Annotated in this window: 20 protein-coding genes; 10 read left to right on the forward strand and 10 right to left on the reverse strand. The window is 72.1% G+C overall.

Translation table 11 applies throughout. The features are described from left to right. Window positions 1–137: 137 nt before the first annotated feature. The 4 genes from C2L58_RS11440 (at window position 138) to C2L58_RS11455 (ending at window position 4,713) form a co-directional block, all read left to right on the forward strand. Window positions 138–1,529 (forward strand): amino acid permease, encoded by a 1,392-nt coding sequence (locus C2L58_RS11440; protein ID WP_103337686.1) that lies wholly within the window; start codon window positions 138–140, stop codon window positions 1,527–1,529. After that, window positions 1,526–2,269: a carbon-nitrogen hydrolase family protein gene (locus tag C2L58_RS11445; protein ID WP_103337544.1), complete on the forward strand. Its 744-nt coding sequence runs from the start codon at window positions 1,526–1,528 to the stop codon at window positions 2,267–2,269. Before C2L58_RS11440 ends, C2L58_RS11445 begins: the two co-directional genes overlap by 4 nt. Next, entirely contained in the window at window positions 2,266–3,957 is a 1,692-nt protein-coding gene (locus C2L58_RS11450; RefSeq protein WP_103337545.1) for a flavin monoamine oxidase family protein, read from the forward strand. The genes C2L58_RS11445 and C2L58_RS11450 overlap by 4 nt, the downstream gene beginning before the upstream one ends. A 90-nt stretch (window positions 3,958–4,047) precedes the next feature. Continuing rightward, complete coding sequence (locus C2L58_RS11455; RefSeq protein WP_103337546.1) at window positions 4,048–4,713, forward strand: TetR/AcrR family transcriptional regulator; 666 nt, start codon at window positions 4,048–4,050, stop codon at window positions 4,711–4,713. Window positions 4,714–4,821: 108 nt separating this feature from the next. Here the strand turns inward: C2L58_RS11455 and C2L58_RS11460 are convergent, their stop codons facing one another. Continuing rightward, window positions 4,822–5,553, reverse strand: a complete 732-nt coding sequence (locus tag C2L58_RS11460) for a TetR/AcrR family transcriptional regulator (protein WP_103337547.1) — start codon at window positions 5,551–5,553, stop codon at window positions 4,822–4,824. A gap of 67 nt (window positions 5,554–5,620) precedes the next feature. Between C2L58_RS11460 and C2L58_RS11465 the strand changes: the two genes are divergently transcribed. Then, the gene (locus tag C2L58_RS11465; RefSeq protein WP_103337548.1) at window positions 5,621–6,487 is read left to right on the forward strand and encodes an alpha/beta fold hydrolase; all 867 of its coding nucleotides are present in this window, start codon (window positions 5,621–5,623) and stop codon (window positions 6,485–6,487) included. 80 nt (window positions 6,488–6,567) lie between these two features. Beyond that, on the forward strand, window positions 6,568–6,984 hold the full coding sequence (locus C2L58_RS11470) for a hypothetical protein (RefSeq protein WP_103337549.1): 417 nt from the start codon (window positions 6,568–6,570) through the stop codon (window positions 6,982–6,984). Window positions 6,985–7,042: 58 nt separating this feature from the next. Here C2L58_RS11470 and C2L58_RS11475 read toward each other — a convergent pair whose 3' ends face one another. Next, window positions 7,043–8,272: a PucR family transcriptional regulator gene (locus tag C2L58_RS11475; RefSeq protein WP_103337550.1), complete on the reverse strand. Its 1,230-nt coding sequence runs from the start codon at window positions 8,270–8,272 to the stop codon at window positions 7,043–7,045. A 111-nt stretch (window positions 8,273–8,383) separates the two neighbouring features. Between C2L58_RS11475 and C2L58_RS11480 the strand changes: the two genes are divergently transcribed. Then, window positions 8,384–9,229: an SGNH/GDSL hydrolase family protein gene (locus C2L58_RS11480; RefSeq protein WP_103337687.1), complete on the forward strand. Its 846-nt coding sequence runs from the start codon at window positions 8,384–8,386 to the stop codon at window positions 9,227–9,229. On the opposite strand, the gene C2L58_RS11485 is transcribed toward C2L58_RS11480, so the two are convergent. The 5 genes from C2L58_RS11485 to C2L58_RS11505 are packed head-to-tail and all read right to left on the reverse strand — an operon-like array spanning window position 9,219 to window position 15,087. Next, entirely contained in the window at window positions 9,219–9,737 is a 519-nt protein-coding gene (locus C2L58_RS11485) for a pyridoxamine 5'-phosphate oxidase family protein (protein WP_103337551.1), read from the reverse strand. The two genes, C2L58_RS11480 and C2L58_RS11485, sit on opposite strands and share 11 nt — an antisense overlap. A 2-nt stretch (window positions 9,738–9,739) precedes the next feature. Further along, window positions 9,740–10,723, reverse strand: coding sequence for an LLM class F420-dependent oxidoreductase (locus C2L58_RS11490; protein WP_103337552.1), 984 nt, complete (start codon window positions 10,721–10,723; stop codon window positions 9,740–9,742). Beyond that, window positions 10,720–11,907 carry an acetyl-CoA acetyltransferase gene (locus C2L58_RS11495; protein WP_103337553.1) on the reverse strand — a complete coding sequence of 396 codons (1,188 nt, stop codon included), beginning with the start codon at window positions 11,905–11,907 and terminating at the stop codon, window positions 10,720–10,722. The genes C2L58_RS11490 and C2L58_RS11495 overlap by 4 nt, the downstream gene beginning before the upstream one ends. A gap of 4 nt (window positions 11,908–11,911) precedes the next feature. After that, the gene (locus C2L58_RS11500) at window positions 11,912–13,603 is read right to left on the reverse strand and encodes a class I adenylate-forming enzyme family protein (protein WP_103337554.1); all 1,692 of its coding nucleotides are present in this window, start codon (window positions 13,601–13,603) and stop codon (window positions 11,912–11,914) included. Then, window positions 13,600–15,087: a carotenoid oxygenase family protein gene (locus C2L58_RS11505; RefSeq protein ID WP_103337555.1), complete on the reverse strand. Its 1,488-nt coding sequence runs from the start codon at window positions 15,085–15,087 to the stop codon at window positions 13,600–13,602. Before C2L58_RS11505 ends, C2L58_RS11500 begins: the two co-directional genes overlap by 4 nt. 126 nt (window positions 15,088–15,213) lie before the next feature. Here C2L58_RS11505 and C2L58_RS11510 point away from each other — a divergent pair, with 126 nt between their 5' ends. Further along, the gene (locus C2L58_RS11510; RefSeq protein ID WP_103337688.1) at window positions 15,214–16,170 is read left to right on the forward strand and encodes a winged helix-turn-helix transcriptional regulator; all 957 of its coding nucleotides are present in this window, start codon (window positions 15,214–15,216) and stop codon (window positions 16,168–16,170) included. 82 nt (window positions 16,171–16,252) lie between these two features. Continuing rightward, entirely contained in the window at window positions 16,253–16,438 is a 186-nt protein-coding gene (locus C2L58_RS11515; protein ID WP_013228723.1) for a DUF5302 domain-containing protein, read from the forward strand. 41 nt (window positions 16,439–16,479) lie between these two features. Here C2L58_RS11515 and C2L58_RS11520 read toward each other — a convergent pair whose 3' ends face one another. After that, on the reverse strand, window positions 16,480–17,412 hold the full coding sequence (locus tag C2L58_RS11520; RefSeq protein ID WP_103337556.1) for an MBL fold metallo-hydrolase: 933 nt from the start codon (window positions 17,410–17,412) through the stop codon (window positions 16,480–16,482). 84 nt (window positions 17,413–17,496) lie between these two features. Between C2L58_RS11520 and C2L58_RS11525 the strand changes: the two genes are divergently transcribed. After that, window positions 17,497–18,441, forward strand: coding sequence for a LysR substrate-binding domain-containing protein (locus tag C2L58_RS11525; RefSeq protein WP_103337557.1), 945 nt, complete (start codon window positions 17,497–17,499; stop codon window positions 18,439–18,441). Here C2L58_RS11525 and C2L58_RS11530 read toward each other — a convergent pair. Next, window positions 18,426–19,226, reverse strand: a complete 801-nt coding sequence (locus C2L58_RS11530; RefSeq protein ID WP_103337558.1) for a serine hydrolase — start codon at window positions 19,224–19,226, stop codon at window positions 18,426–18,428. The genes C2L58_RS11525 and C2L58_RS11530 overlap by 16 nt on opposite strands. Further along, window positions 19,223–20,296, reverse strand: coding sequence for a Glu/Leu/Phe/Val dehydrogenase dimerization domain-containing protein (locus C2L58_RS11535; protein ID WP_103337689.1), 1,074 nt, complete (start codon window positions 20,294–20,296; stop codon window positions 19,223–19,225). The genes C2L58_RS11530 and C2L58_RS11535 overlap by 4 nt, the downstream gene beginning before the upstream one ends. Between the last annotated feature and the right edge of the window lie 228 nt (window positions 20,297–20,524).

Here is a 20,524-nt window from a genome sequence, read left to right on the forward strand (position 1 = left end):
CCAGGCCCGGCCAAATTTTGCCTGCGGAACGAATCGCCATGATCCGACGCCGCTGTGCAATGAATCACCTGTGATTCATCTGTACGAGCAATGTTCTCGTGTTTTCCGCTCCGGAAACGACCGTTACCGTCGTCGGCATGACTTTGCGAGCCGCGACGGTGCGGCGGAAACCGGTCGCCGACCTGGTCGCCGAAGGTGATCATGGCACGTTGAAGCGGTCGCTCGGCCTCGGGCAGCTCACCACGCTCAGCATCGGGGCGACGCTGGGCAGCGGCATCTTCGTGGTCCTCGGCGAAGCCGTCCCGGTGGCCGGCCCGGCGGTGGTGCTCTCCTTCGTGCTCGCCGGCGTCACGGCGATGTTCTCGGCGCTGTCCTACGCCGAGCTGGCCGGGATGATCCCGCTGTCCGGCTCGTCGTACTCCTACACCTACGCCACGCTCGGCGAGCTCGTCGCCTGGGTCTGCGGGTGGTGCCTGGTGCTCGAATATGGCGTCTCGGTCGCCTCCGTCGCCGTCGGCTGGGGCCAGTACCTCAACGAACTGCTGCGGCTGGCCTTCGGCTTCGCCATCCCGGACGCGCTCAGCCAGCCGCCGGGCTCGGGCGGTGTCGTCAACGTGCCCGCCATCCTCGTCGTCGTCCTCGCGATGCTCCTGCTCCTGTCCGGCGCCAAGGAGAGCGCGCGGGCCAACACCGTCATGGTCGTGGTCAAGATCGGCACGCTGGTGCTCTTCTGCGCGATCGCCTTCAGCGCGGTGCAGGCGAAGAACTTCACGCCGTTCCTGCCGCTCGGGCTGGCCGGGCTGAGCGCCGGCGGCGCCAAGCTGTTCTTCTCCTACATCGGCTTCGACGCGGCCTCGACCGCCGGCGAGGAGGCGAAGAACCCGCAACGCGACCTGCCGCGCGCGATCCTGCTCTCCCTCGGCATCGTCACCGTGCTGTACTGCCTGGTCGCCGTGGCCGCGGTCGGCGCCCTGCCGTGGCAGCAGTTCGACGGCCAGGAGGCCGCGCTCTCGCACGTGCTCGACGTCGTCTCGGACAACCCGTTCTGGGCCGGGCTGCTGGCCGTCGGCGCGATCGTGGCGATCTCCAGCGTCGTGCTGACCGTCCTCTACGGACAGACGCGCATCCTGTTCGCGATGTCCCGCGACGGCCTCGTCCCGCCCGCCTTGTCCAAAGTGGACGCCAAGACCGGCTCGCCGCGGATCAACACCCTGGTCGTCTCGGCCTTCGTCGCGGTCCTGGCCGCCTTCATCCCGCTCGGCAAGCTGGCCGACGCCACCAGCATCGGGACGCTGTTCGCGTTCGGGCTGGTCAACGTGGCCGTCCTGCTGCTCCGCAAGCGCCAGCCCGACCGGCCGCGCTCGTTCCGCGTGCCGCTCTCACCGGTGACGCCGATCCTGGGCGTGCTCTGCTGCGCGTACATGATGCTCAGCCTCGACGGCGCCACCTGGCTGGTCTTCGGCGCCTGGATGGTCCTGGGCCTGCTGATCTACTTCGGCTACGGGATCCGGAAGTCGAGGCTGGCATGAGGGTCGCCATCCACCAGGGCCCGCTCGGCGACCTGCCGCGGATCGACGCCGACCTCGTCGTCACCGCGGAGATGATCACGACGGGCTACCACATCGGCGCGCGCACGCACGAGCTCGCCGAACCCGCCGACGGGCCCACGGCCGCCCGGCTGTCCGCGCTGGCGCGGCAGACGGGCACCGCGCTGGCGTACGGCTACCCGGAAACCGACGGCGAGCACGTCTACAACAGCGTCCAGCTCGTCGACGCGACCGGGCGGCGGCTGGCCAACTACCGCAAGACGCACCTGTTCGGCGACCTCGACAAAGCCTGGTTCACCCCCGGCGACGAGGCCGTGGTCCAGGCCGACCTCGGCGGCGTCCGGGTCGGGCTGCTCATCTGCTACGACGTCGAGTTCCCGGAACTGGTCCGCGCGCACGCGCTCGCCGGCACCGAGCTGCTGGTCGTGCCGACCGCGCTGATGAGCCCCTACGAAATCGTTGTGGACACGCTCGTGCCCGCGCGCGCCTACGAGAGCCAGCTGTTCGTCGCCTACGCGAACCGCTGCGACACCGAGCGGGAGCTGACCTACTGCGGGCGGTCCTGCGTCGTCGCCCCGACCGGCGAGGTGCTCGCCCGCGCCGGCGCCGGGCCCGGCGTGATCGCCGCCGACGTCACGCGGGACGCCCTGGCCGCGTCCCGCCTCGAAAACACCCACCTGGCCGACCGACGGCCCGAACTGTACCGGGGAACCACCGCATGACCTCCGCCGTCCCGACCGCGATCCACCACGACGAACCGGCGGGCCGCCCGATCACGATGTTCGGGCCGGACTTCCCGTTCGCCTACGACGACTACCTCGCCCACCCCGCCGGCCTCGGCTCGCTGCCCGCCGGGCGCCACGGCACCGAGGTCGCGGTGATCGGCGGCGGCCTCTCCGGCGTCGTCACCGCGTACGAGCTGATGAAGCTGGGCCTGCGGCCGGTGGTGTACGAAGTCGCCGAGCTCGGCGGCCGGCTGCGGACCGTGCGGTTCCCCGGCTGCCCGGACGACGTCGTCGCCGAAATGGGCGCGATGCGCTTCCCACCCGCGTCGACCGCGCTGTTCCACTACATCGACAAGGTCGGGCTCGAGACCACGCCGTTCCCGAACCCGCTGGCGCCGGGGACGCCGAGCACCGTCGTGGACCTGAAGGGGCAGAGCCACTACGCGCGCACGCCCGAGGAGCTGCCCGCCGTCTTCCGCGAGGTCGCCGCGGCGTGGGACCGGACCCTGGCCGAGCACGCGTCCTTCGCCGAGATGCAGACGGCGATCCGCGACCGCGACGCGAAGACGATCAAGCGGCTGTGGAACGAGCTCGTCCCGCGGCTGGACAACCAGACATTCTACGGGTTCCTCTGCGACTCCCCCGCGTTCGCCTCCTTCCGCCACCGCGAGACCTTCGGCCAGGTCGGCTTCGGCACCGGCGGCTGGGACACCGATTTCCCGAACTCCATCCTGGAGATCCTGCGCGTCGTCTACACCGGAGCCGACGACGAGCACCGCAGCATCGCCGGCGGCAGCAGGCAGCTCCCGCTGCGGTTGTGGGAGCACGCCCCGGAGGACATCGCTTTCTGGCCGGCCGGCACCAGCCTGAGCACGCTGCACGGCGGCCGGCCGCAACCCGGCGTCGCCCGGCTGCACCGGACGGCGCCCGGCAACATCACCGTGACGGACACCGAAGGGCACATCCGGACGTTCCCGGCCGCGGTGTTCACCGCGCAGAGCTGGATGCTGCTGTCGAACATCGAGTGCGACGAGGCGCTGTTCCCGATCGACCACTGGACGGCGATCGAGCGCACGCACTACATGGCGTCGTCGAAGGTGTTCGTGCCGGTCGACCGGCCGTTCTGGCTGGACCGCGACGCGGGCACCGGCCGCGACGCGATGAGCATGACGCTCACCGACCGGATGCCGCGCGGCACGTACCTGCTCGGCGACGACCCGGACGCGCCCGCGGTGATCTGCCTGTCCTACACGTGGGCCGACGACTCGCTGAAGTGGCTGCCGCTTTCGGTGAGCGAGCGCGTCGAGGTGATGCTGCAGTCGCTGCGCGAGATCTACCCCGGCGTCGACGTCCGCCGGCACATCATCGGCGACCCGGTGACCGTGTCCTGGGAGGCCGAACCGCACTTCATGGGCGCGTTCAAGGCGAACCTGCCCGGCCACTACCGCTACCAGCAGCGGCTGTTCACGCACTTCGTGCAGGACGAGCTGCCGGCGCGGTACCGGGGCCTGTTCCTGGCGGGCGACGACATCTCGTGGACGGCGGGCTGGGCCGAGGGCGCGGTGCAGACGGCGCTGAACGCGGTGTGGGGCGTGCTGCACCACTTCGGCGGGGCGACCGATCCGGCGAATCCGGGCCCCGGCGACGGCTTCGCGGACATCGCGCCGATCACGCTGCCGGACTGACCGTGCCCCGATCGTGTATTGGGCCGGCGGTACATCCGACATCGTGCTCACTACCCTGCCCGGCGCAACGGCCCGTGCGACGATGGGCGGATGAACACCGAGCCGGCGCCGAGATGGCGAAGACTGGAACCGGACGAACGGAAGGAACAGATCTACGCTTGTGCGGCGCGGCTGTTCGGTGAGCGTCCCTATTCCGCAGTGTCCACTTCGGACATAGCCGCCGCGGCGGGGGTGGCGCGGGGGCTGATCAACCACTACTTCGGCACGAAACGCGAGCTGTACCTGGAGATCATCCGCCGTGCGCTGACCGTGCCGCGGCTGGCCGTCGAGATCCTCCCCGACGGGCCGCTCGAACTGCGCGCCGACGTCGCCATCGAGTGGTTCCTCGACATGGTCACCAGCCAGGAGCGGATGTGGCTGGCCGCGATCGCGCCCGAGGGCATCGGCCGCGACCTCGAGGTGGAGCGCATCCTCGAAGAAGCCGACCGCGAATCCGCCGACCGCGTGCTGGAGGCCGTCGGGCTGTCCCGGCAGAGCGACCACGGGCCGGAGCTCAACGCGCTGGTGCGCGCGTTCGGCGGGATGGTGAAGGCGGCGGGCCGGGAGTGGCTCGTGCGCCGCTCGCTGACGCGGGCCCAGGTGCACCTGCTGCTCTCGAAGTCGCTCGTGACCCTGGTCGGCGAAATCTTCCCGGCCATCCAGGCGGAGCCGCCGCGCAGCGAGCCCCCGGCGCCGCGGCAGGGCGATCCCGGGTAGACCGAAGCCCCCGGCGCCACGAGGGGGAGGAGGGCGCCAGGGGCTCCGGGTCAGTGGGCGAACCACCGACGCACGCCCACGGTACGCCGGGGCACTGTCAAGTCACTGTCAACCCGAGATGTCCGGATTGCGTAGTTCGTCCAAGCGGTGCGCGAGGCCGTCGAGGCACCGCCGGACCGCGTAGTCGTAGAGCTGCGCGTAATAGCCCGAAGCGAGGTCCGGGTCGCCCATCAGGTCGTGCATCGCCGCGCCCAGCTCGGCCATCCCGGGCAGGTCGGCCCGCTCGCGGTAGGTCGCGTACTCCTCGGTGTTGTCGATCCGCAGCGCGAGTGCGCCGTCGCGGTCGTCCTCCATCGCGACGAACTGGCACGCGGTCATCAGCAGCAGGTTGTAGGCGAGCACGCTTTCGCGGCCGAACCCGGCGGTCAGCAGCACGCCGACGCCCGCGTCGATGGTGCGCGTGGCCGCCTTGACGGACGGGCCGAACAGCGCCAGCCGCCGCGCACAGCCCGGGTAGGTCCGCAGCACCGCGCGCAGGCCGGCCAGCAGCTCGGTGAACCACTCCTGCCACGGCAGCTGCCCGGCCGGCAGCTCCAGCAGCCCGACGACCTGGTCGACGACGGCGTTCACCACCGCGTCCCGATCGCCGACGTGGTGGTAGATCACCGCCGGATAGGCCTCGACCGAGCGGGCGAGCTCCCGCAGCGTCCAGTTGTCGAGGCCGCGCTGGGCGGTGAGGGCGGTGGCGGCGCCGACGATGCGGTCGGCCGTCAGCGCCGGCAGTCCCGCCGCGGCCCGTGACCGTGGACGCTGTCCCGTACCCGAGGATGAGGTAGGCATGGGGCGTAACGGTAACCGCATCGCCCGGGCCGGTGCCAGCTCCGCGCGGGTACGGCAGGATCGGGGTATGGCACGCGCACAGGCCAACGGTCTCGAGCTCGAGTACGACACTTTCGGCGATCCGGCGGCTCCGCCGCTGGTCCTGGTGATGGGCCTGGGCGCCCAGATGATCACCTGGGAGGACGGCTTCTGCGAATTGCTCGCCGGCCGCGGGTTCTTCGTCGTGCGGTACGACAACCGGGACGTCGGGCTTTCCACCTGGCTCGACCACCTGCCCCCGCCGGACCTGGCCGCGCTGGCCGCCGGCGACCTGTCGAGTGCGCCGTACACGCTGTCGGACATGGCCGACGACGCCGTCGGGCTGTTCGACGCGCTCGGCATCGACCGGGCGCACGTGGTCGGGGCGTCGATGGGCGGGATGATCGTGCAGCAGCTGGCCATCGACCACCCGGACCGGCTGCTTTCGGTCACGTCGATCATGTCGACCACCGGCGCCCGGGCGGTCGGGCAGGCCGAGCCGTGGGCGCTCGCGCTGCTGGGGCGGCCGCCGGCCACCACCCGCGAGCAGGCCATCGCCGACAGCGTCGAGGGCTACCGGCGGCTCGGCTCCCCCGGCTACCCGGACGACGAAGCGTTCCTGCTGGCCAAGGCGGCGTTGCACTACGACCGCGCCCGCCACCCGGTGGGCACGCTGCGCCACGCGGCGGCGGTCATGGCCTCCGGCGACCGCACGGCTCTCCTTCGAGACGTGCGGCTCCCGGCGCTGGTCGTCCACGGCGAGGCCGACCCGCTGATCAACGTGAGCGGCGGCAAGGCGACGGCGGAGGCGATCCCGGGCGCGGAGCTGGTCGTGATCCCGGGCATGGGGCACAACCTGCCGCGCGCGGTCTGGCCCGAGGTCGCCGACGCGATCGGCCGCGTGACGGGTAAATAGCGCGTAAAGATCGCGGGGCCGGGTGTAGGGAAAGTGTCCTGGGCCACGCTCGCCGTCGTCCCCGGGACTGGACTGGGCGGATGACAGAGGACTTCGGGTTCCCGTTCGGCTGCGTGGCCGCGGTCGCCGCGGTGATCGTGGCGGACCTGGCCGGAGCGACGGGCCATCCCTGGTACGCGCTGGTCACCCTGGGCGCGGTCGTCCTGTCAGCCGCCTACCGGAGCTCTCCCGTGGCGGCGACGGGCGTGGCGGCGGTCGCCTGGGCCCTCCACACGGGCTTCGTCCTCGGCCGCTTCGGCGAACTCACCTTCGACCACGCTTCCACCCTCGCCGCCCTGGTCCTGGCCGCCGCCCTGGTCACCGGCACCTTCGCCCGCGCCGTGTCGACCTCCCAAGCACGCGTGTCGACCTCTGAATCACGCGTGTCGACCCTTCCGGCACGCGAGTCGTCCGTCCGGGTGCGCGAGTTCGCCAGCCGGACCCTCCGGCTTCCGTGATCGGAGGGACGACACGCGTGATTGGCGAGTCGACACGCGTGATTGGGGGGACGACGCGTCAGGGACGGGGGTGGGCGGCGCGGCGGGCGGCTGAGGCCGCGATGATGCGGGGCAGGCCGGCCGGGTGGAGGGGGTCGATGCCCGTGAGGTCGCGGACGCGGCGGAGGCGGTAGTCGACCGTGTTGGGGTGGACGTGGAGCTGGGCCGCCGTGCGGCGGCGGTTCGTGTCCAGGGCCAGGTAGGCGTCGAGGGTCTCGACCAGCTCCGGGTGCGCTTCCAGGGGGTCGAGCGCCGCCGCGAGGCGGTCGCGGGCCGCTCCCGGGCGGGTCAGCTGGTACTCCACCAGGACGTCGTCGAGGCGGTACAGGCCCGGCGCGCGGCCGAACCAGCGCAGCACGTCCAGCACCTCGCCGGTCTGCGCCGCCACCTCCCGGACCTCCGCGGGCGCCGCCGTCTCCGCCGCCGCGAGCACGGTCACCCCCGCCGCGCGCCCGGCCGCGTCCAGGACCGCGTGCCCGTCCGAAAGCCGGTCGGACAGCGGGAGCAGGACGAGCCCGCCGGGACCGTCCAGCGACGCCAGCACCCCGTCACCGCACGCCTGCTCGAACGCCGCCAGGAACCGGCGGAGCTTGCGGCGGACGGCGATCTCGGCGTCCACCCCCGGCGACGCCTCGTCGGCGTGCGGCCCGAGTTCGACGCTCAGCACGACGTACCGCGCGGGCAGCGTGATCCCGGCGCTGCGGGCGACGACGTCGACCGGGCCGCCGTCGACGAGCACCGACAGCAGCGACCGGCGCGCGGTGTGCTCCTGCCCGACCTTCGTCCGCAGCTCCTCCAGGTACCCCCGCGTCACCGCGCCGGTGACCGTGCCGACGAACGCCAGCACCCGGTCCGCGACTTCGAGGAGGTCGGCGACGTCCGCAGTGCCCGACGAAGCGGAGCCGACGGCGAAGATCTCCCGCGCGCCGACGTGGTACGCGGTCAGCACCGCCTCCAGCGGGAAGCCTTCCTCCGCCCGCCGGACCGCGGACGCGCCGACCTGCCGCAGCTCGGCCGCGTTCAGCTCGCGGTCCTCGCGCAGGCTCCGCGCGAACGCCCGCACCGCCTGCCGGGTGATGCCCGCGATGTCGCCGGCCAGTTCCTCCACCGGCAGCCGCCGGTAGTCGGCCACCTCCGCCTGGATCCGCGCGAGCACCCGGGCGATCAGCTCGGGCTCCTCCCGGGTGAGCCGCTCGTGCACGCGCTGCCCGCCGAGGGTGAGGTCCCCGCCGCACTTGTGCTCGGTCACAACCGATCCCCTCGTTCTCTGCCCGGATTCCCAGTCAATCCCGTGACGCCCGGTGCCGATGGTGTCACGGAGACCAACAGTCGGCACAACGTCAAGGAGGACGGCGTGCGAGTGAGAACGATGACGTTCATCGCGATCTTGGTCACCGCGCTGGGGGGCGCGACGGCGGGCACGGCGGCGGCGGGCACCGCCGGGGATTACGTCGCACTGGGGGATTCGGCGGCGGCCGGGCCGCTGATCCTGCCGCCCGACCTCTCCTCCCCCGGCTGCCTCCGCTCCCTGGCGAACTACCCGCACGTCGCCGCGAAAGAACTCGGCGTGCCGCTGACGGACGTCACCTGTTCGGGCGCGACGACGGCGGACATGACCGCCCCGCAGCAGACGTCGGCCGGCGCCGTGCCGCCGCAGCTGGACGCGCTCGGCGCGCAGACCCGGACGGTGACCGTGACGATCGGTGGCAACGACGTCGGCCTGGTCGGGGCCGCGACGAGCTGCATCAACCTGCTGCCCGGCATCAACCCCGACTGCGTCGACCGGTACACCGCCGGCGGCCACGACCAGCTGGCCGAGAAGATCGCCGCGTTCGAGCCCGTGTGGGGCGCGCTGCTCGACGCGATCCACGCGAAGGCGCCGGACGCCGACGTCTTCGTGGCCGGCTACGGCACCTACCTGCCGCACAACGGCTGCTGGCCGATCGCGCCACTGACCCCGCGCGACGCGAACTACATCCAGGGCAGCATCGACAAGACCAACGCCGCCCTCGCCCGGCAAGCCGCCGCGCACGACGCGCGCTACGTCGACGTCCGCACGGCCTCGATCGGGCACGACGTCTGCAAGCTGCCCGGCGTTAAGTGGTTCGAGAGCGTGATCCCGACGTCGGTCGCCGCGCCGCTGCACCCGAACGCGGACGGCATGGCCGCGATCGGCGGCCTGGTCGCCGCGGCGATCAGCGGCTGAAGTCCCAGCGGGCGGCACCGTGCGGCTCGGCGGTGGCGACGCCGATGGCCCGGTGCAGCGTGAGCCGGTACAGGTGCCACGGCGCCGGCCCGGCGCTCGCCGCCATGAACGGCGCGTTGAACCCGCCGTCCTCCACCGTCGCGGGCCAGCCGCCCTCGCGGTAGACGGCCGCCACCCGCGCCAGGACCTCGGGTTCGGCGACCCGGTGGGCCTCGCCTTCCATCGTGACGTCGAGGCCGCGCAGCCGCACCGACACGCTGCACGCCGGGTTCGCCGCCAGGTTGCGGGCCCGGCGCGTGCCGGGTCCGCTCACGAAGTACAGGGTGTCGTCCACCCAGATGGCGCCGACGCCGGCGGCGTGCGGGCGCCCGTCGGGGCGGACGGTCCCGACGAAGAACGTCAGGTCCTCTTTGGGGGTCTGGGTGGCGAGGAGGTCGCGCGCCCTGCTCCACGGCAGCGCCGCGGAGCCGGATGGGTCGAGGTTCTGGGTTTCCGTCGGTTCCGTCATGCCTACGCGTCGAACGGGACGGCCGCGGATCGACACGCGGCGAGGGTTTTCTCGCCACCGGGGTCGTCGTCGCTGGTCGCGGGCACGATAGCCAGCTCGTCGACACCTGCCGCCGCATACTCGGCGGCCTTCGCGGCGATCTCGGCGCCGGAGCCGATCAGCCCGACCGCGGCGATGGCCTCGACCGGCACGGCGGCCAGGAGCTCGCGCGGGTGCGGGCGGGTGCGCGCGAAGTCGACGAGATCGCCGAACCCCTCGGCGCGGAACATGTCGGCGTAGCCGGGCGCGGCGAGGTAGCCGACCACACCGCGGCGCAGCTGCTCGATTTCCGCCGGGCCCGGGTCGGCCACACCGACCACCCAGGCGGCCACCGGTGGCGGCGTCCTGTCCCTGCGCGAAGCGGCTTCCCGCAGCCCCCGCACCAGCGTCTCCGCGGCCGCCGGGCTGACGAGGTTGACCACCATCCGGTCCGCGTGCCGCGCGGCGACGTCGAGCGCCCGCGGCCCGAACGCGGCGATCGTCAGCGGAGACGCGGGAGCGGGCAGCCGCAGCCGGTACCCCCGTGAGCCGACGACCGAGCCGTCCACAGTGGACTTCTCGCCGCCCAGCAGCTGGCGGACCGCCGCCGCGGACTCCGCCAAGGCCGTGGCCGCCCGAGAGCGCGAACGTCCGTGCCAGCCGCGCACCACGACGTCGCTCGACGTCCCCAAAGCGACCCCGGTCGACCGGCCGGTGAGGGCCGCCACCGACGCGACGCCCATGGCGATCGTCGCCGGGTCCCGCACGGTCACCGCCAGCGGCCCGAAAGTCAGGGAAATCCGCTCGGTGGCCGCGCCGATCGCGGTGCCGAGCGCGAAGGCGTCCCAGGTCGCCATCTCGCCGATCCAGAGCTCCGGGTAGCCCGCGGCCTCCGCGGCGCGGGCGGTGTCGAGCGCCTCCTCCGGCGGCCGGTCCTGCCAGAGCCCCAGCGACACCGAAAGCCTCATGCCGTGACCACCATCGTGACCACCGTGGTGAACGAGCCGCCGACGTTGAGCGTCAACGCCGTGCGCGCGCCCGCCACCTGCGTCTCACCCGCCGTGCCCGAAACCTGCCGGGCCGCGTCGCGCAGCATGCGGACGCCGGTCGCGCCGACCGGGTGGCCGAGGCCGATCAGGCCACCACCCGGGTTGATCCCGGCTGCGTCGAGCCCACCGCCGGCGATGAACCGGCCGCCGTCGCCGGGCGGTGCCAAGCCGAGGTGCTCCAGCGCGACCAGCCCGGTGATCGTGAAGCAGTCGTGCAGTTCGACGGCGTCGAGCGCGTCCGGCCCGGGCACGCCTGCCCGCCGGTAGGCGTCGGCGACGGCGCCGCGCAGGTGCGGGAAGAGGTACTCGCCGCCGGAAGCGATCTTCGGTGCGAGGCCGATGTGCGCGGTGCGGTGCCCGAAGCCCGCGATGCGCGGGAACCCGCCGCCGAGCCGTTCGGCGAACGCGGGCGAAGCCAGCACGACCGCCGCGGCGCCGTCGGTGATCCGGCCGCAGTCCTGCTTGCGCAGGCGGCCCTCGATGACGGGGTTGAGCTCGTCGTCGGGTCCGAACGCGGCGGCCGGGAACCGCCAGTCGCGGGCCTGGGCCAGCGGGTTCAGCGCCGCCCGGGTGAAGGCGTGCTCGGCGAACGACCCCAGGTGCCCCGGATCGAGGCCGTACCGAGCGTCGTACGCGGAAGCGACGTCCGCGAACAGCGCGGGCCACGGGAACTTCGCGGCGACGGCCTCGTGCCCGGCCCACGCGGCGGACCCGAGGTGCTCGGCGGCGCGCTGCCCGTCGACGTTGCGCATCAGCTCGACGCCGACGACCAGCGCCACGTCGTAGCGGCCCGCTTCGAGGTCCGCGCACGCAGCCAGGACGGCAGTGCTGCCGGACGCGCAGGCGGCTTCGTGCCGGGTCGACGGCACGCCGTCCAGCTCCGGGACGGCCGCCACCAGCAGCCCGCCCAGCTGCGCCTGGCCGGTGAACAGCTCCGCCGCGAGGTTCCCGACGTGCGCGACCTCGACGTCGGCGGCCGAGACCCCGGCGTCCGCGAGGGCCGCGGGCACGACCTCGGCGAACAGTTCGAGGATCCCGCGCCCTTCTTTCGTCACGTTGCGCGCGAAGTCGGTCTGCGCCCCGCCCAGCACCAACACCGTCATGACCTCACCCCAGGCTTTCCCTCAGCTGCCGCTTCAGGATCTTCCCCACCGGGTTGCGTGGCAAGGACTCCGCGTACTCGAGCCGTTCCGGCAGCTTGAACGCGGCCACGTTCTTCTCCCTCAGGTACGCGACCAGCTCGGCCAGGGCCGGCTTGCGCGCCCCCGGCACGACGACCGCGCACACCCGCTCCCCCATGACGTCGTCGGGCACGCCGACGACGCCGACATCGGCGACGTCCGGGTGCCCCGCCAGCAGGCCCTCGACCTCGGCGGGCGAGATGTTCATGCCGCCGCGGATCACGAGGTCCTTCAGCCGGTCGACGTACCGCAGGAACTCCCCGCGCTCGCCGTCGATCTCGAAGACGTCGCCGGTGCGGAAGTGCCCGTCTTCGTCGAACGCCGAGGTGTCGAGCGGCTCGCCCTTCTCCGTGAGGTAGCCGGCGAACACCGTCGGCCCGGCGATGTGCAGCTCGCCGGGGTGCCCGGGGCCGGTCACCCGCTCGCCGGTGACCGGGTCGTGCAGCCGCACCGACGTCCACCCGGCGACCGGAGTCGACCAGGTGGCGGCCGAGGCGTAGTTCGGGAAGTAGGTCGCGCGCTGGTCGGGGTCCGGGATGTCCACCGGACCGGACAGCAGCGCGGTGCCCTCGTTCGAGCCGAAGAAGTTGATGAGGTCGATGCCGTAGCGCTCGGCCCAGGTGCGCACCAGCCACGGCGAGAGCGGCGCCGAGCCGGACCCGATCTTCCGCAGCGCCGAAATGTCCACTCCGGACAGTATTTCTTCGTTGTGCAGCAGCATGGTCAGCAACGCCGGGGGCGCGAGCGTGTACGTCACCCGCTCGGCCGCGAGCTGTCCCAGGAACACCGGCAGGTCGAACGGGTGGTGCGGGACGAACACGGCGCCGGTCAGCAGCCACGGCAGGAACATGCCGCCGATGCCGGCCATGTTCGTCATCGGGAACGGCGACAGCACGACATCGTCGCGGGTCATCCCCGCGGCCTGGGCGCAGCCGGCGGCCGCCGCCAGCCAGTCTCCGTGGCAGCGCGGCACGGCCTTCGGCTCGGCTTCGGTGCCGGACGTCCAGCAGATCGTGACGCAGTCGTTCACGTCGGCTTCGGGCCGATGCGAGTCCAAAGTGGATTTCTCCGCTGCGGACAGGGGAGCTTCGGGCCAGGCCAGGGCGCCGGCCGGTTCGTCGTCCCCCGTGGCGACGACGAACCGGACCGACAGCGCCGAAGCGCCGATTAGCCCAAGGGCCGCCCCGGCGAGCGGGTGCTCGCCGTATCTGGATGCCGTGACCACCCCGACAGCCCCGGTGCGCCGGCACATCGGAACCATCTCGTGCTCCCGGTAGGACACCGGGAACGGGGTGACGACCGCGCCGATCCGCACGATCGCGAGGAACGCCTGGACCAGGGCCGAGCAGTTCGGCAGCTGCACAGCCACTACGTCACCTGCTCGCACCCCTCTGGCGAGCAGGAACGCGGCCAGGACGTCGACGCGTTCGTCGAGCCGGCTCCAGGTCCACCGCACCGGGTCGCGTCCGACCAGTGCGGTGGTGTTCGGTGGATCGACCAGCGCGAGACCCTCCGGGTCGGCACTGACCCGCTCCTTCACGAGCTGGTCGATCGTCTCCGCACGCCACCATCCCCGTGTCCGGAAGTCCCGGGCACGACCCTCTCGATGGCATCTCATGAACGGAGGTTTTCCAGCTGGTCCGCCCGGACCCAGGTCGCGTGAAAACCGAGCGGGACACGCTGGGGAAGCAGGACCCTGGCCACGGGTCCGGCAGCGAGGTCGGCGGCGTCGAAGATGTCCAGTTCCGAGCGTCCCTCGCGCTCGTCCTGCACGAACGTCACCAGATACCCGTCCGCCGAATCGACGGGTACTCCTTCGCGGGGTGCGAACGGAGCCTCACTGCCCCACCGGCCGGGACCGAACCGGTATTCGGTCTTCGTACCGGCAAGATTGTCGTGGCGCACCAGCCCGTCGAACTTCAGCGTCGACTCGGGCGAGATGTGCACCGCGTAGGAGTACCGGTTCCGCCGGCCGACGCCGCGGGCGTCGACGGTCGGGAACTCGGTGTTGTCGTCGTCGAGCGCGCTTTCGCGGCACGCGCCGGTCCGCAGGTCGAAGCGGTAGCGGTGCAGCTGGGCGTCCAGCCGCAGGTACGAAAGCATCTTCGCGAGCGGCGTGTGCGCGTCGGCGCGCGGCTGGTTCAATTGTTCATGGGGGCGCTGCACGCGGCAGACGTCGAGGACGACTTCGCTGCCCTCTTCCCAGGCGTTGACGACGTGGTAGATGTAGCACGGGCTCGCTTCGAACCACCGGATCTGGCTACCGTTCCCGTAGCGTGGCAGCACGCCGAACCGGCTCGGCAGCGAGCGGTCGAAGTGCAGCTTGTGCCGGCCCTGTTTCGCCGCCGCCAGGTCCTGGACCAGCGGCAGGTCCATCAGCACCGCGTAGTGCTCGGTGATGGCCATGTCGTGCGGCAGGCGCGGGCCCGGCAGCTCGATGTCGGTGGTGGTCACGACCCGGCCGTCCGCGCTGATCACGCCGTAGCGCAGGTACGGCGGGCGCGGCCCGTAGTCGAACCAGAACAGCTCGCCGGTGGCCTCGTCGACCTTGGGGTGGGCCATCATGTCGCCGGCCAGCGTGCCGAGGAAGTCTTCGGCGCCGAGGGTCTCCAGCGAAAGCGGGTCGACCGCGTACGGCGAGCCGCACAGGTACCAGGTGGCGAGGATCCGGCCGCGGTGGAAGACGACGTCGGTGTTGGCGTTGTCCTTGAGCCCCAGGCCGTGGGTGTTGCCGAAGGGGTTGTCCTTCGGGTTCTCCATCACGCCGGTCCAGAGCGCCTTGCCGGCGGCGGACTCGGCCTCGAAGGCCTTGGTGCGGACCCAGCGGTTGCGGTAGCGGGCCTTGCCGTTCTCCAGGTGGACCGCGTGGATCATGCCGTCGCCGTCGAACCAGTGGTAGCGGCCCTCCGGGGCGAACCGCGGGTTCGGGCCGTTGCGCAGGTAGACGCCGTTGAGGTCCTTCGGGATTTCGCCGATGACCTGCAGGTCTTCGGCGTCGATCTCGGTGCCGACCGGGGCGTGGACGCCGAGCAGGTAGGGGTTGTCCTCGCCGGTGTCCGCCGTCCGGGCCACCATCAGCGGCTGTTCGGAAGTGCTGGTCATCGGGCTGCTCCCTGGCTGCGCGGGCTGATGGAGATGAGACTATGATTTGTGTACCCAGGTGTCAATAGGCTTCTTTAGGTGTAGCCAGGTGTTACCCTGAGGGCATCGTGCAACGAGGGGGAAGTGGTGACCGAAGCGTCTGCACACCGCGTCCGGCCGGCGGGGGATCCGCTGCGCCGGGCGCTCGAACTGGTCGGTGACCAGTGGACGCTGCTGATCCTGCAGAGCCTGTTCCTGCGCTTCCGCCGGTACGAAGAGCTGCGCCTGCGGCTGGGCATTTCGCCGACCGCGTTGTCGGGACGGCTGCGGGACATGGTGGAGGCGGGCATGCTCGCCCGGGTGCCGTACCGGGACGCGCGCCGCACGCGGCACGAGTACCGGCTGACCGAGCGCGGCCTCGAGCTGTGGCCGCTGCTGATCTCGATCTGGGCCTGGGAGCGCGAGTGGGTCGAAGGCCGGCGCGAAGTGCTGCCGACGCTGATCCACCTCGACTGCGAGCTGGCTACATCAGCGCCCCTCGGCTGTGCCGCCTGCGGCCGCCGCGTGGACGCCCGGGACGTCCGGGCGTCGCGACTGGACAGCACCGGCGTCGCGGCGGCGACGGCGTCCAAGCGCTTCCGCCGCAAGGACGCCGATTCCCTGGCCGGCGACCCGATGATGTTCTTCCCGAACACGATGGAGCTGCTCGGCGACCGGTGGTCGACGGGGCTGCTGGTGTCGGCGCTGCTCGGCTGCCGGCACTTTTCGGAGTTCGAGCGCGAGCTGGGCATCGGGCCGAGCGTGCTGTCGGCCCGGCTGAGCAAGCTGGTCGAGGTGGGTGTCCTGCGCACCGGCACGGCGAAGACCCGCACCGACGCCCGCGACTACCGGCTGACGGCGAAGGGCCTGGCGTTCTTCCCCGCGCTGGCGTTCATCGCGGAGTGGTCGCGCGGGTTCGAGGTCACCGGCCAGGAGCCGGACATCACGCTGCACCACGTGGAGTGCGGCGAGCGGCTGCGCCCGATACTCCTGTGCGACCACTGCGGCCGCCCCCTGACCCGCAAGTCGGTCCAGTTCGGCGGCGTACCGTCCCCCAAACGCTGACGGCGTGACCAAATCGACTCGCCAAGCAGTTTGAGTGATGCCAGGCTGGAGCGGTCACACGTCGTCATTTTCGGAGGTAAGCATGAGTGAACCGGACCCGTCGCCCAGCGGCGAGGAGGACGACGTCAAGCGCAAGTTCCGCGAAGCGCTGGAGCGCAAGCAGGCCCACGCGCGAACGGGAGCGTCACACGAGAACGCGGGCGGCAAGAACCAGCACGCCCACGGCCCGGCGGCGAACAAGCGGACGTTCCGCCGCAAGAGCGGCTGAGCCGAAGGCCCCCACCGCGAACGGTGGGGGCCTTCGCGCTTTCAGGGGGTGAATTCCCCGAGGTGGTCCAGCACCACGAACTCGCTCCCCGGGCTCGCCGCCGCCACGGCTTTCCGCAGCACCTCCAGGCCGCCGTTGGGGTCGTGCGCCTGGCCCAGCGGCAAGTCGAAGTCGTCCCAGTGGGTTGCTGCCACCCATCGCGGGCCACCCAGAGTCCGCAGCAGCCGCGGGACGTACTCCCGCACCTTCGCCCCGCCCGGTGGCAGCAGCACCACGTCCGGCCGGAGCCCGGCCAGCTCGGACTCGATGTAGTTCGACCCCCCGAAGTCCAGCACACTCGCCCCGCCACCCGACACCAGGTACGCCAGCGTGCCGCCCTCCAGCAGGTCCGAGATCACCCGGGGGCGGTCGCGGCGGGACAGCGGCCGGGTACCCGGGAACGCCACCTGGGCGCGGCTGCCCGTCGCCGAATGCAGGGACCGGAGCACCCGGATCGAGTACCCGTCGAACGTCAGGTCCTCCCCGCCCGTCGCGATCGCCAGCTGGGCCTCCGGAGCCCCCATGGCCGCCATGAGACTCAAATGCGTCTCGGTACCGATGATCGTCGCCCCGGTGCGCTCGGCCAGGTACGGGACGTCCGTCAGGTGGTCGTAGTGGCCGTGGGTCACCAGGATGTGGTCCGCGCGGAGGACACCCCGGTCGAGGTAATCGTCGATCAGCGCGCGGTTCACCGCGAGCGGCGTCCGCGGATCCGCGCCCGCCGGCGTGTACGTGCCCGTCTTGAACCGCGTCAACCACGGGTCGATGAGGATCGTCTTCGACCCGATGCGGATTTCCCAGCCGTTGTTCCCCCACCAGCGCAGCACCATTCCCGAACCGCCCGCCGCCGCCGAAGCGGGCGGGGCGCCCGCCAGGATCGCGGCCGCCGCCGCGCTCGCGCCGAACAGCCCGCGCCTGCTCAATCCCTTGTCCATACCGGACACCCGACCACGACCGGCCCCGCGCTGTCCAAGATCGGGACGACCACCGATCGATAGGCGAACAGCTATCGTCGCAGCGTGGACCACCTCCGTTCGCTGCGATACTTCCTCGTCGTCGCCGACGAACTGCACTTCGGCCGGGCCGCCGAACGGCTCGGGATCGCGCAGCCGCCGTTGAGCCAGCGCGTCAAGCGGCTCGAAGCCGAGCTGGGCGCGAAGCTGTTCGAACGCGGCCGCCGCGTCACGCTCACCGAAGCGGGCGAAGTGCTGCGTGCCGAAGCTCGCGATCTGCTCTCCCGCTGGGACCGCATGACGACCCTCGTGGCGAAGGCCGAACGCGGGGAGCTGGACAGCCTGCGCGCGGGCGTGCCTCCGGACCTGCCCGGCCGGGTGCTGGCCGCGATCCTGACGAAGTTCGCCGCCGAGTGCCCGGCCGTGCGGCTGGACCTGCAGGAGCTCACCACGGCCGAGCAGGCCCGGCTGCTCGCCGACCGCGAACTCGACGCCGGCCTCCTGCAACTGCCGGTGGACGTGGTCGGGCTGGACCTCGGCCCGGTCGTCGACACCCCGCTGGGCGTGCTGCTCCCCCGTGACTCGCCGCTCGCGCGCCGCGCCGAGCTGACCCTCGCCGACCTGGCCGGCGAAGGTCTGGTCCACGCGCCGCGCGCCGCCGCGCCGGGAAGCTACGACGCCCTGCTGCGCACCTGCTGGGACCACGGCTTCCGCCCGGCCGCGATCCGGCACGCCCGCAACCCCGAGTTCGTGCTCGGGCTGGTCCTGGCCGGGCACGGCGTGGCGTTCGAACCCGGCGCCCGCAAGGAACCGCGGGTGGTGTGGCGGCCGCTCGAAGGCGCGGTGCTGCGGGCCCGGATGGCCTTCGCCTGGCCCTCGGTCAGCCCGCACCCCCAGGCGGCGACGCTGGGGAAAATCGCGGCCCGAATCCTTGAAGACGACGGCGTGTCGCGGATCGTGCCCCCTTCGCCAGGGCCCCGGCCGTGGGACGCGTTCTACGAGCGCAGCTGATCGACCGCCGCCCGGGCGGCTTCGCCGATCGCGCGGTCGATGTCCGGGCGCCGGAGCGTCTCGGCGCCGCCGGTCGTGAACACCGCGACCGCGTAAGCGGTGCCGTCCGGATAGGTCGCGACGCCGATTTCGTTGCGAATCCCCGGCATCGTGCCCGTCTTGGCCGCCACCGCCACCTCCGGCGGGAACCCCGCCGTCAACCGGTGCCAGCTGACCTGCGCGGACATCCACTCGCGGACCGGCGCCCCCACGTCGTCCGCCCAGAGCGCCGCCAGCAACGTCGTCATCTCGCGGGGCGTGGTCGCGGATGTCCGCAGTGGATCCAGCGCCCGCAACGGGCGGCCCGCCGCGGTGTCCTCGATGATCGTGCGCAGCACGTCCCGCGGCGCGCCGATCACCGTCGTGCGGGTCAAGCCCAGCTCGGCCAGCAGCGACCGGACGTTGTCCACGCCGACGCGGTCGAACAGCAGGTCCGCGGCCGTGTTGTCGGACACCGAAAGGGCCAGCAGCGCCGCGTCCCGCAGGCTGTATCCGGCGTCGTCGGCGAAGCCCGCCGAACCGGTGCCACCGAGGCGGTCCGCGGCGGACGCCCGCACCCGGTCGGTGGGGTCGAGCTGCCCGGCCGCCACCTGGCGCGCGAACTCGAAGGCCAGCGGCACCTTCACCACGGACGCCAGTACCACCGGCGAGTCGGCGTCCAGGCCGACCTCCTCGGCCGAACCGAGCCGGTGGGCGTGCAGGAAACCCCGCACGCCCACCGATTCGAAGAACGCGGAAGGACTCACCCGATCATGATGGACCGCAGCCGCCCGACCTCCGCCATCCGCCGCTCGGCGAGCCGGTCGGCCGCCGTCGCCGGGGGCACGCCGTCGGCGTCGGCCAGCGCGAACACGGCCTTGGTCGTGTCGTAGATGGCCGTGGTCTTGCGCTTCGCGCGTTCGAAGTCGAAGCCGTGGCGCTCGTCGTCGACCTGGATCACGCCGCCCGCGTTCACCAGGTAGTCCGGGGCGTACAGGACGCCGCGGTCGGCCAGCTGCTTGTCGATGCCCGCGTGCGCGAGCTGGTTGTTCGCCGCGCCGCAGACGATCCGGGCGCCGAGCACGGGCACGGTCTCGTCGGTCAGGACGCCGCCCAGCGCACACGGCGCGAAGACGTCCAGCTCGGTGCGCAGCAGGGTGTCCACATCGGACACGACCTGGACTTCGGGGTGGATCGAGCGGGTCCGCTCGACGGCGGGCGCGTAGACGTCGGTGATCGTGACCCGCGCGCCGGCTTCCACGAGGTGGCCGATAAGGATGTGGCCGACCTTGCCGACGCCGGCCACGCCGACGCGCTTGCCGGCCAGGTCCGGGCTGCCCCAGACGTGCTCGGCCGAGGCCCGCATGCCCTGGAAGACGCCGAACGCGGTGAGCACGGACGAGTCGCCGGCACCGCCGTCCTCCGGCGAGCGGCCGGTGACGTACTGGCACTCGCGGGCCACGACGTCCATGTCCTGCACGTACGTGCCCACGTCGCACGCTGTGATGTAGCGGCCGCCCAGGGACTGCACGAAGCGCCCGTACGCGCGCAGCAGCGCTTCGGACTTGAGCGTCTTCGGGTCGCCGATGATCACGGCCTTGCCGCCGCCGAGGTCGAGCCCGGCCAGTGCGTTCTTGTACGCCATGCCCTTGGACAGCGCGAGGACGTCGTCGAGCGCGTCGGATTCGGTGGCGTAGGGGTGGAAGCGCGTCCCGCCCAAGGCGGGGCCGAGCGCGGTGGAGTGGATGCCGATGATGGCTTTGAGGCCACTGGCCTGGTCGTGGCAGTACACGACCTGTTCGTGCCCGGTGCCCCGGGCGAACACACCTTCGGTCACGGTGGTGACTCCTTTGTCTCCCGCGCCCCGGTTCGTGGCCGGGACGCGCTTCACGGGTTGGCGGGAGCCCGGCGCGCGGAGGTCGTCCGCCCGGTGGGTGCCCGGCACCAACCTAGATCCCCGGTGATCGCGAAACCAGTGGCGGTCTCGCCATACGGACCGGTAGCGCGATCTGCCGCGGCTGTCGTGAGTGGTAATGAGGGTTAGAACCCTCATTACCACTCACGA

Origin of the sequence: Amycolatopsis sp. CA-126428 (assembly GCF_002904335.1) — a bacterium.
GTDB lineage: Bacteria > Actinomycetota > Actinomycetes > Mycobacteriales > Pseudonocardiaceae > Amycolatopsis.

Excerpts from the sequence above, each read along its gene's own strand:
- C2L58_RS11485 (WP_103337551.1), bottom strand. The coding sequence starts at position 9,737 with ATGACGGAACCGACGGAAACCCAGAACCTCGACCCATCCGGCTCCGCG.
- C2L58_RS11495 (WP_103337553.1), bottom strand. The coding sequence starts at position 11,907 with ATGACGGTGTTGGTGCTGGGCGGGGCGCAGACCGACTTCGCGCGCAAC.
- C2L58_RS11465 (WP_103337548.1), top strand. The coding sequence starts at position 5,621 with ATGGCACGCGCACAGGCCAACGGTCTCGAGCTCGAGTACGACACTTTC.
- C2L58_RS11455 (WP_103337546.1), top strand. The coding sequence starts at position 4,048 with ATGAACACCGAGCCGGCGCCGAGATGGCGAAGACTGGAACCGGACGAA.
- C2L58_RS11520 (WP_103337556.1), bottom strand. The coding sequence starts at position 17,412 with ATGGACAAGGGATTGAGCAGGCGCGGGCTGTTCGGCGCGAGCGCGGCG.
- C2L58_RS11470 (WP_103337549.1), top strand. The coding sequence starts at position 6,568 with ATGACAGAGGACTTCGGGTTCCCGTTCGGCTGCGTGGCCGCGGTCGCC.
- C2L58_RS11445 (WP_103337544.1), top strand. The coding sequence starts at position 1,526 with ATGAGGGTCGCCATCCACCAGGGCCCGCTCGGCGACCTGCCGCGGATC.
- C2L58_RS11490 (WP_103337552.1), bottom strand. The coding sequence starts at position 10,723 with ATGAGGCTTTCGGTGTCGCTGGGGCTCTGGCAGGACCGGCCGCCGGAG.
- C2L58_RS11500 (WP_103337554.1), bottom strand. The coding sequence starts at position 13,603 with ATGAGATGCCATCGAGAGGGTCGTGCCCGGGACTTCCGGACACGGGGA.
- C2L58_RS11515 (WP_013228723.1), top strand. The coding sequence starts at position 16,253 with ATGAGTGAACCGGACCCGTCGCCCAGCGGCGAGGAGGACGACGTCAAG.
- C2L58_RS11450 (WP_103337545.1), top strand. The coding sequence starts at position 2,266 with ATGACCTCCGCCGTCCCGACCGCGATCCACCACGACGAACCGGCGGGC.
- C2L58_RS11505 (WP_103337555.1), bottom strand. The coding sequence starts at position 15,087 with ATGACCAGCACTTCCGAACAGCCGCTGATGGTGGCCCGGACGGCGGAC.
- C2L58_RS11440 (WP_103337686.1), top strand. The coding sequence starts at position 138 with ATGACTTTGCGAGCCGCGACGGTGCGGCGGAAACCGGTCGCCGACCTG.
- C2L58_RS11460 (WP_103337547.1), bottom strand. The coding sequence starts at position 5,553 with ATGCCTACCTCATCCTCGGGTACGGGACAGCGTCCACGGTCACGGGCC.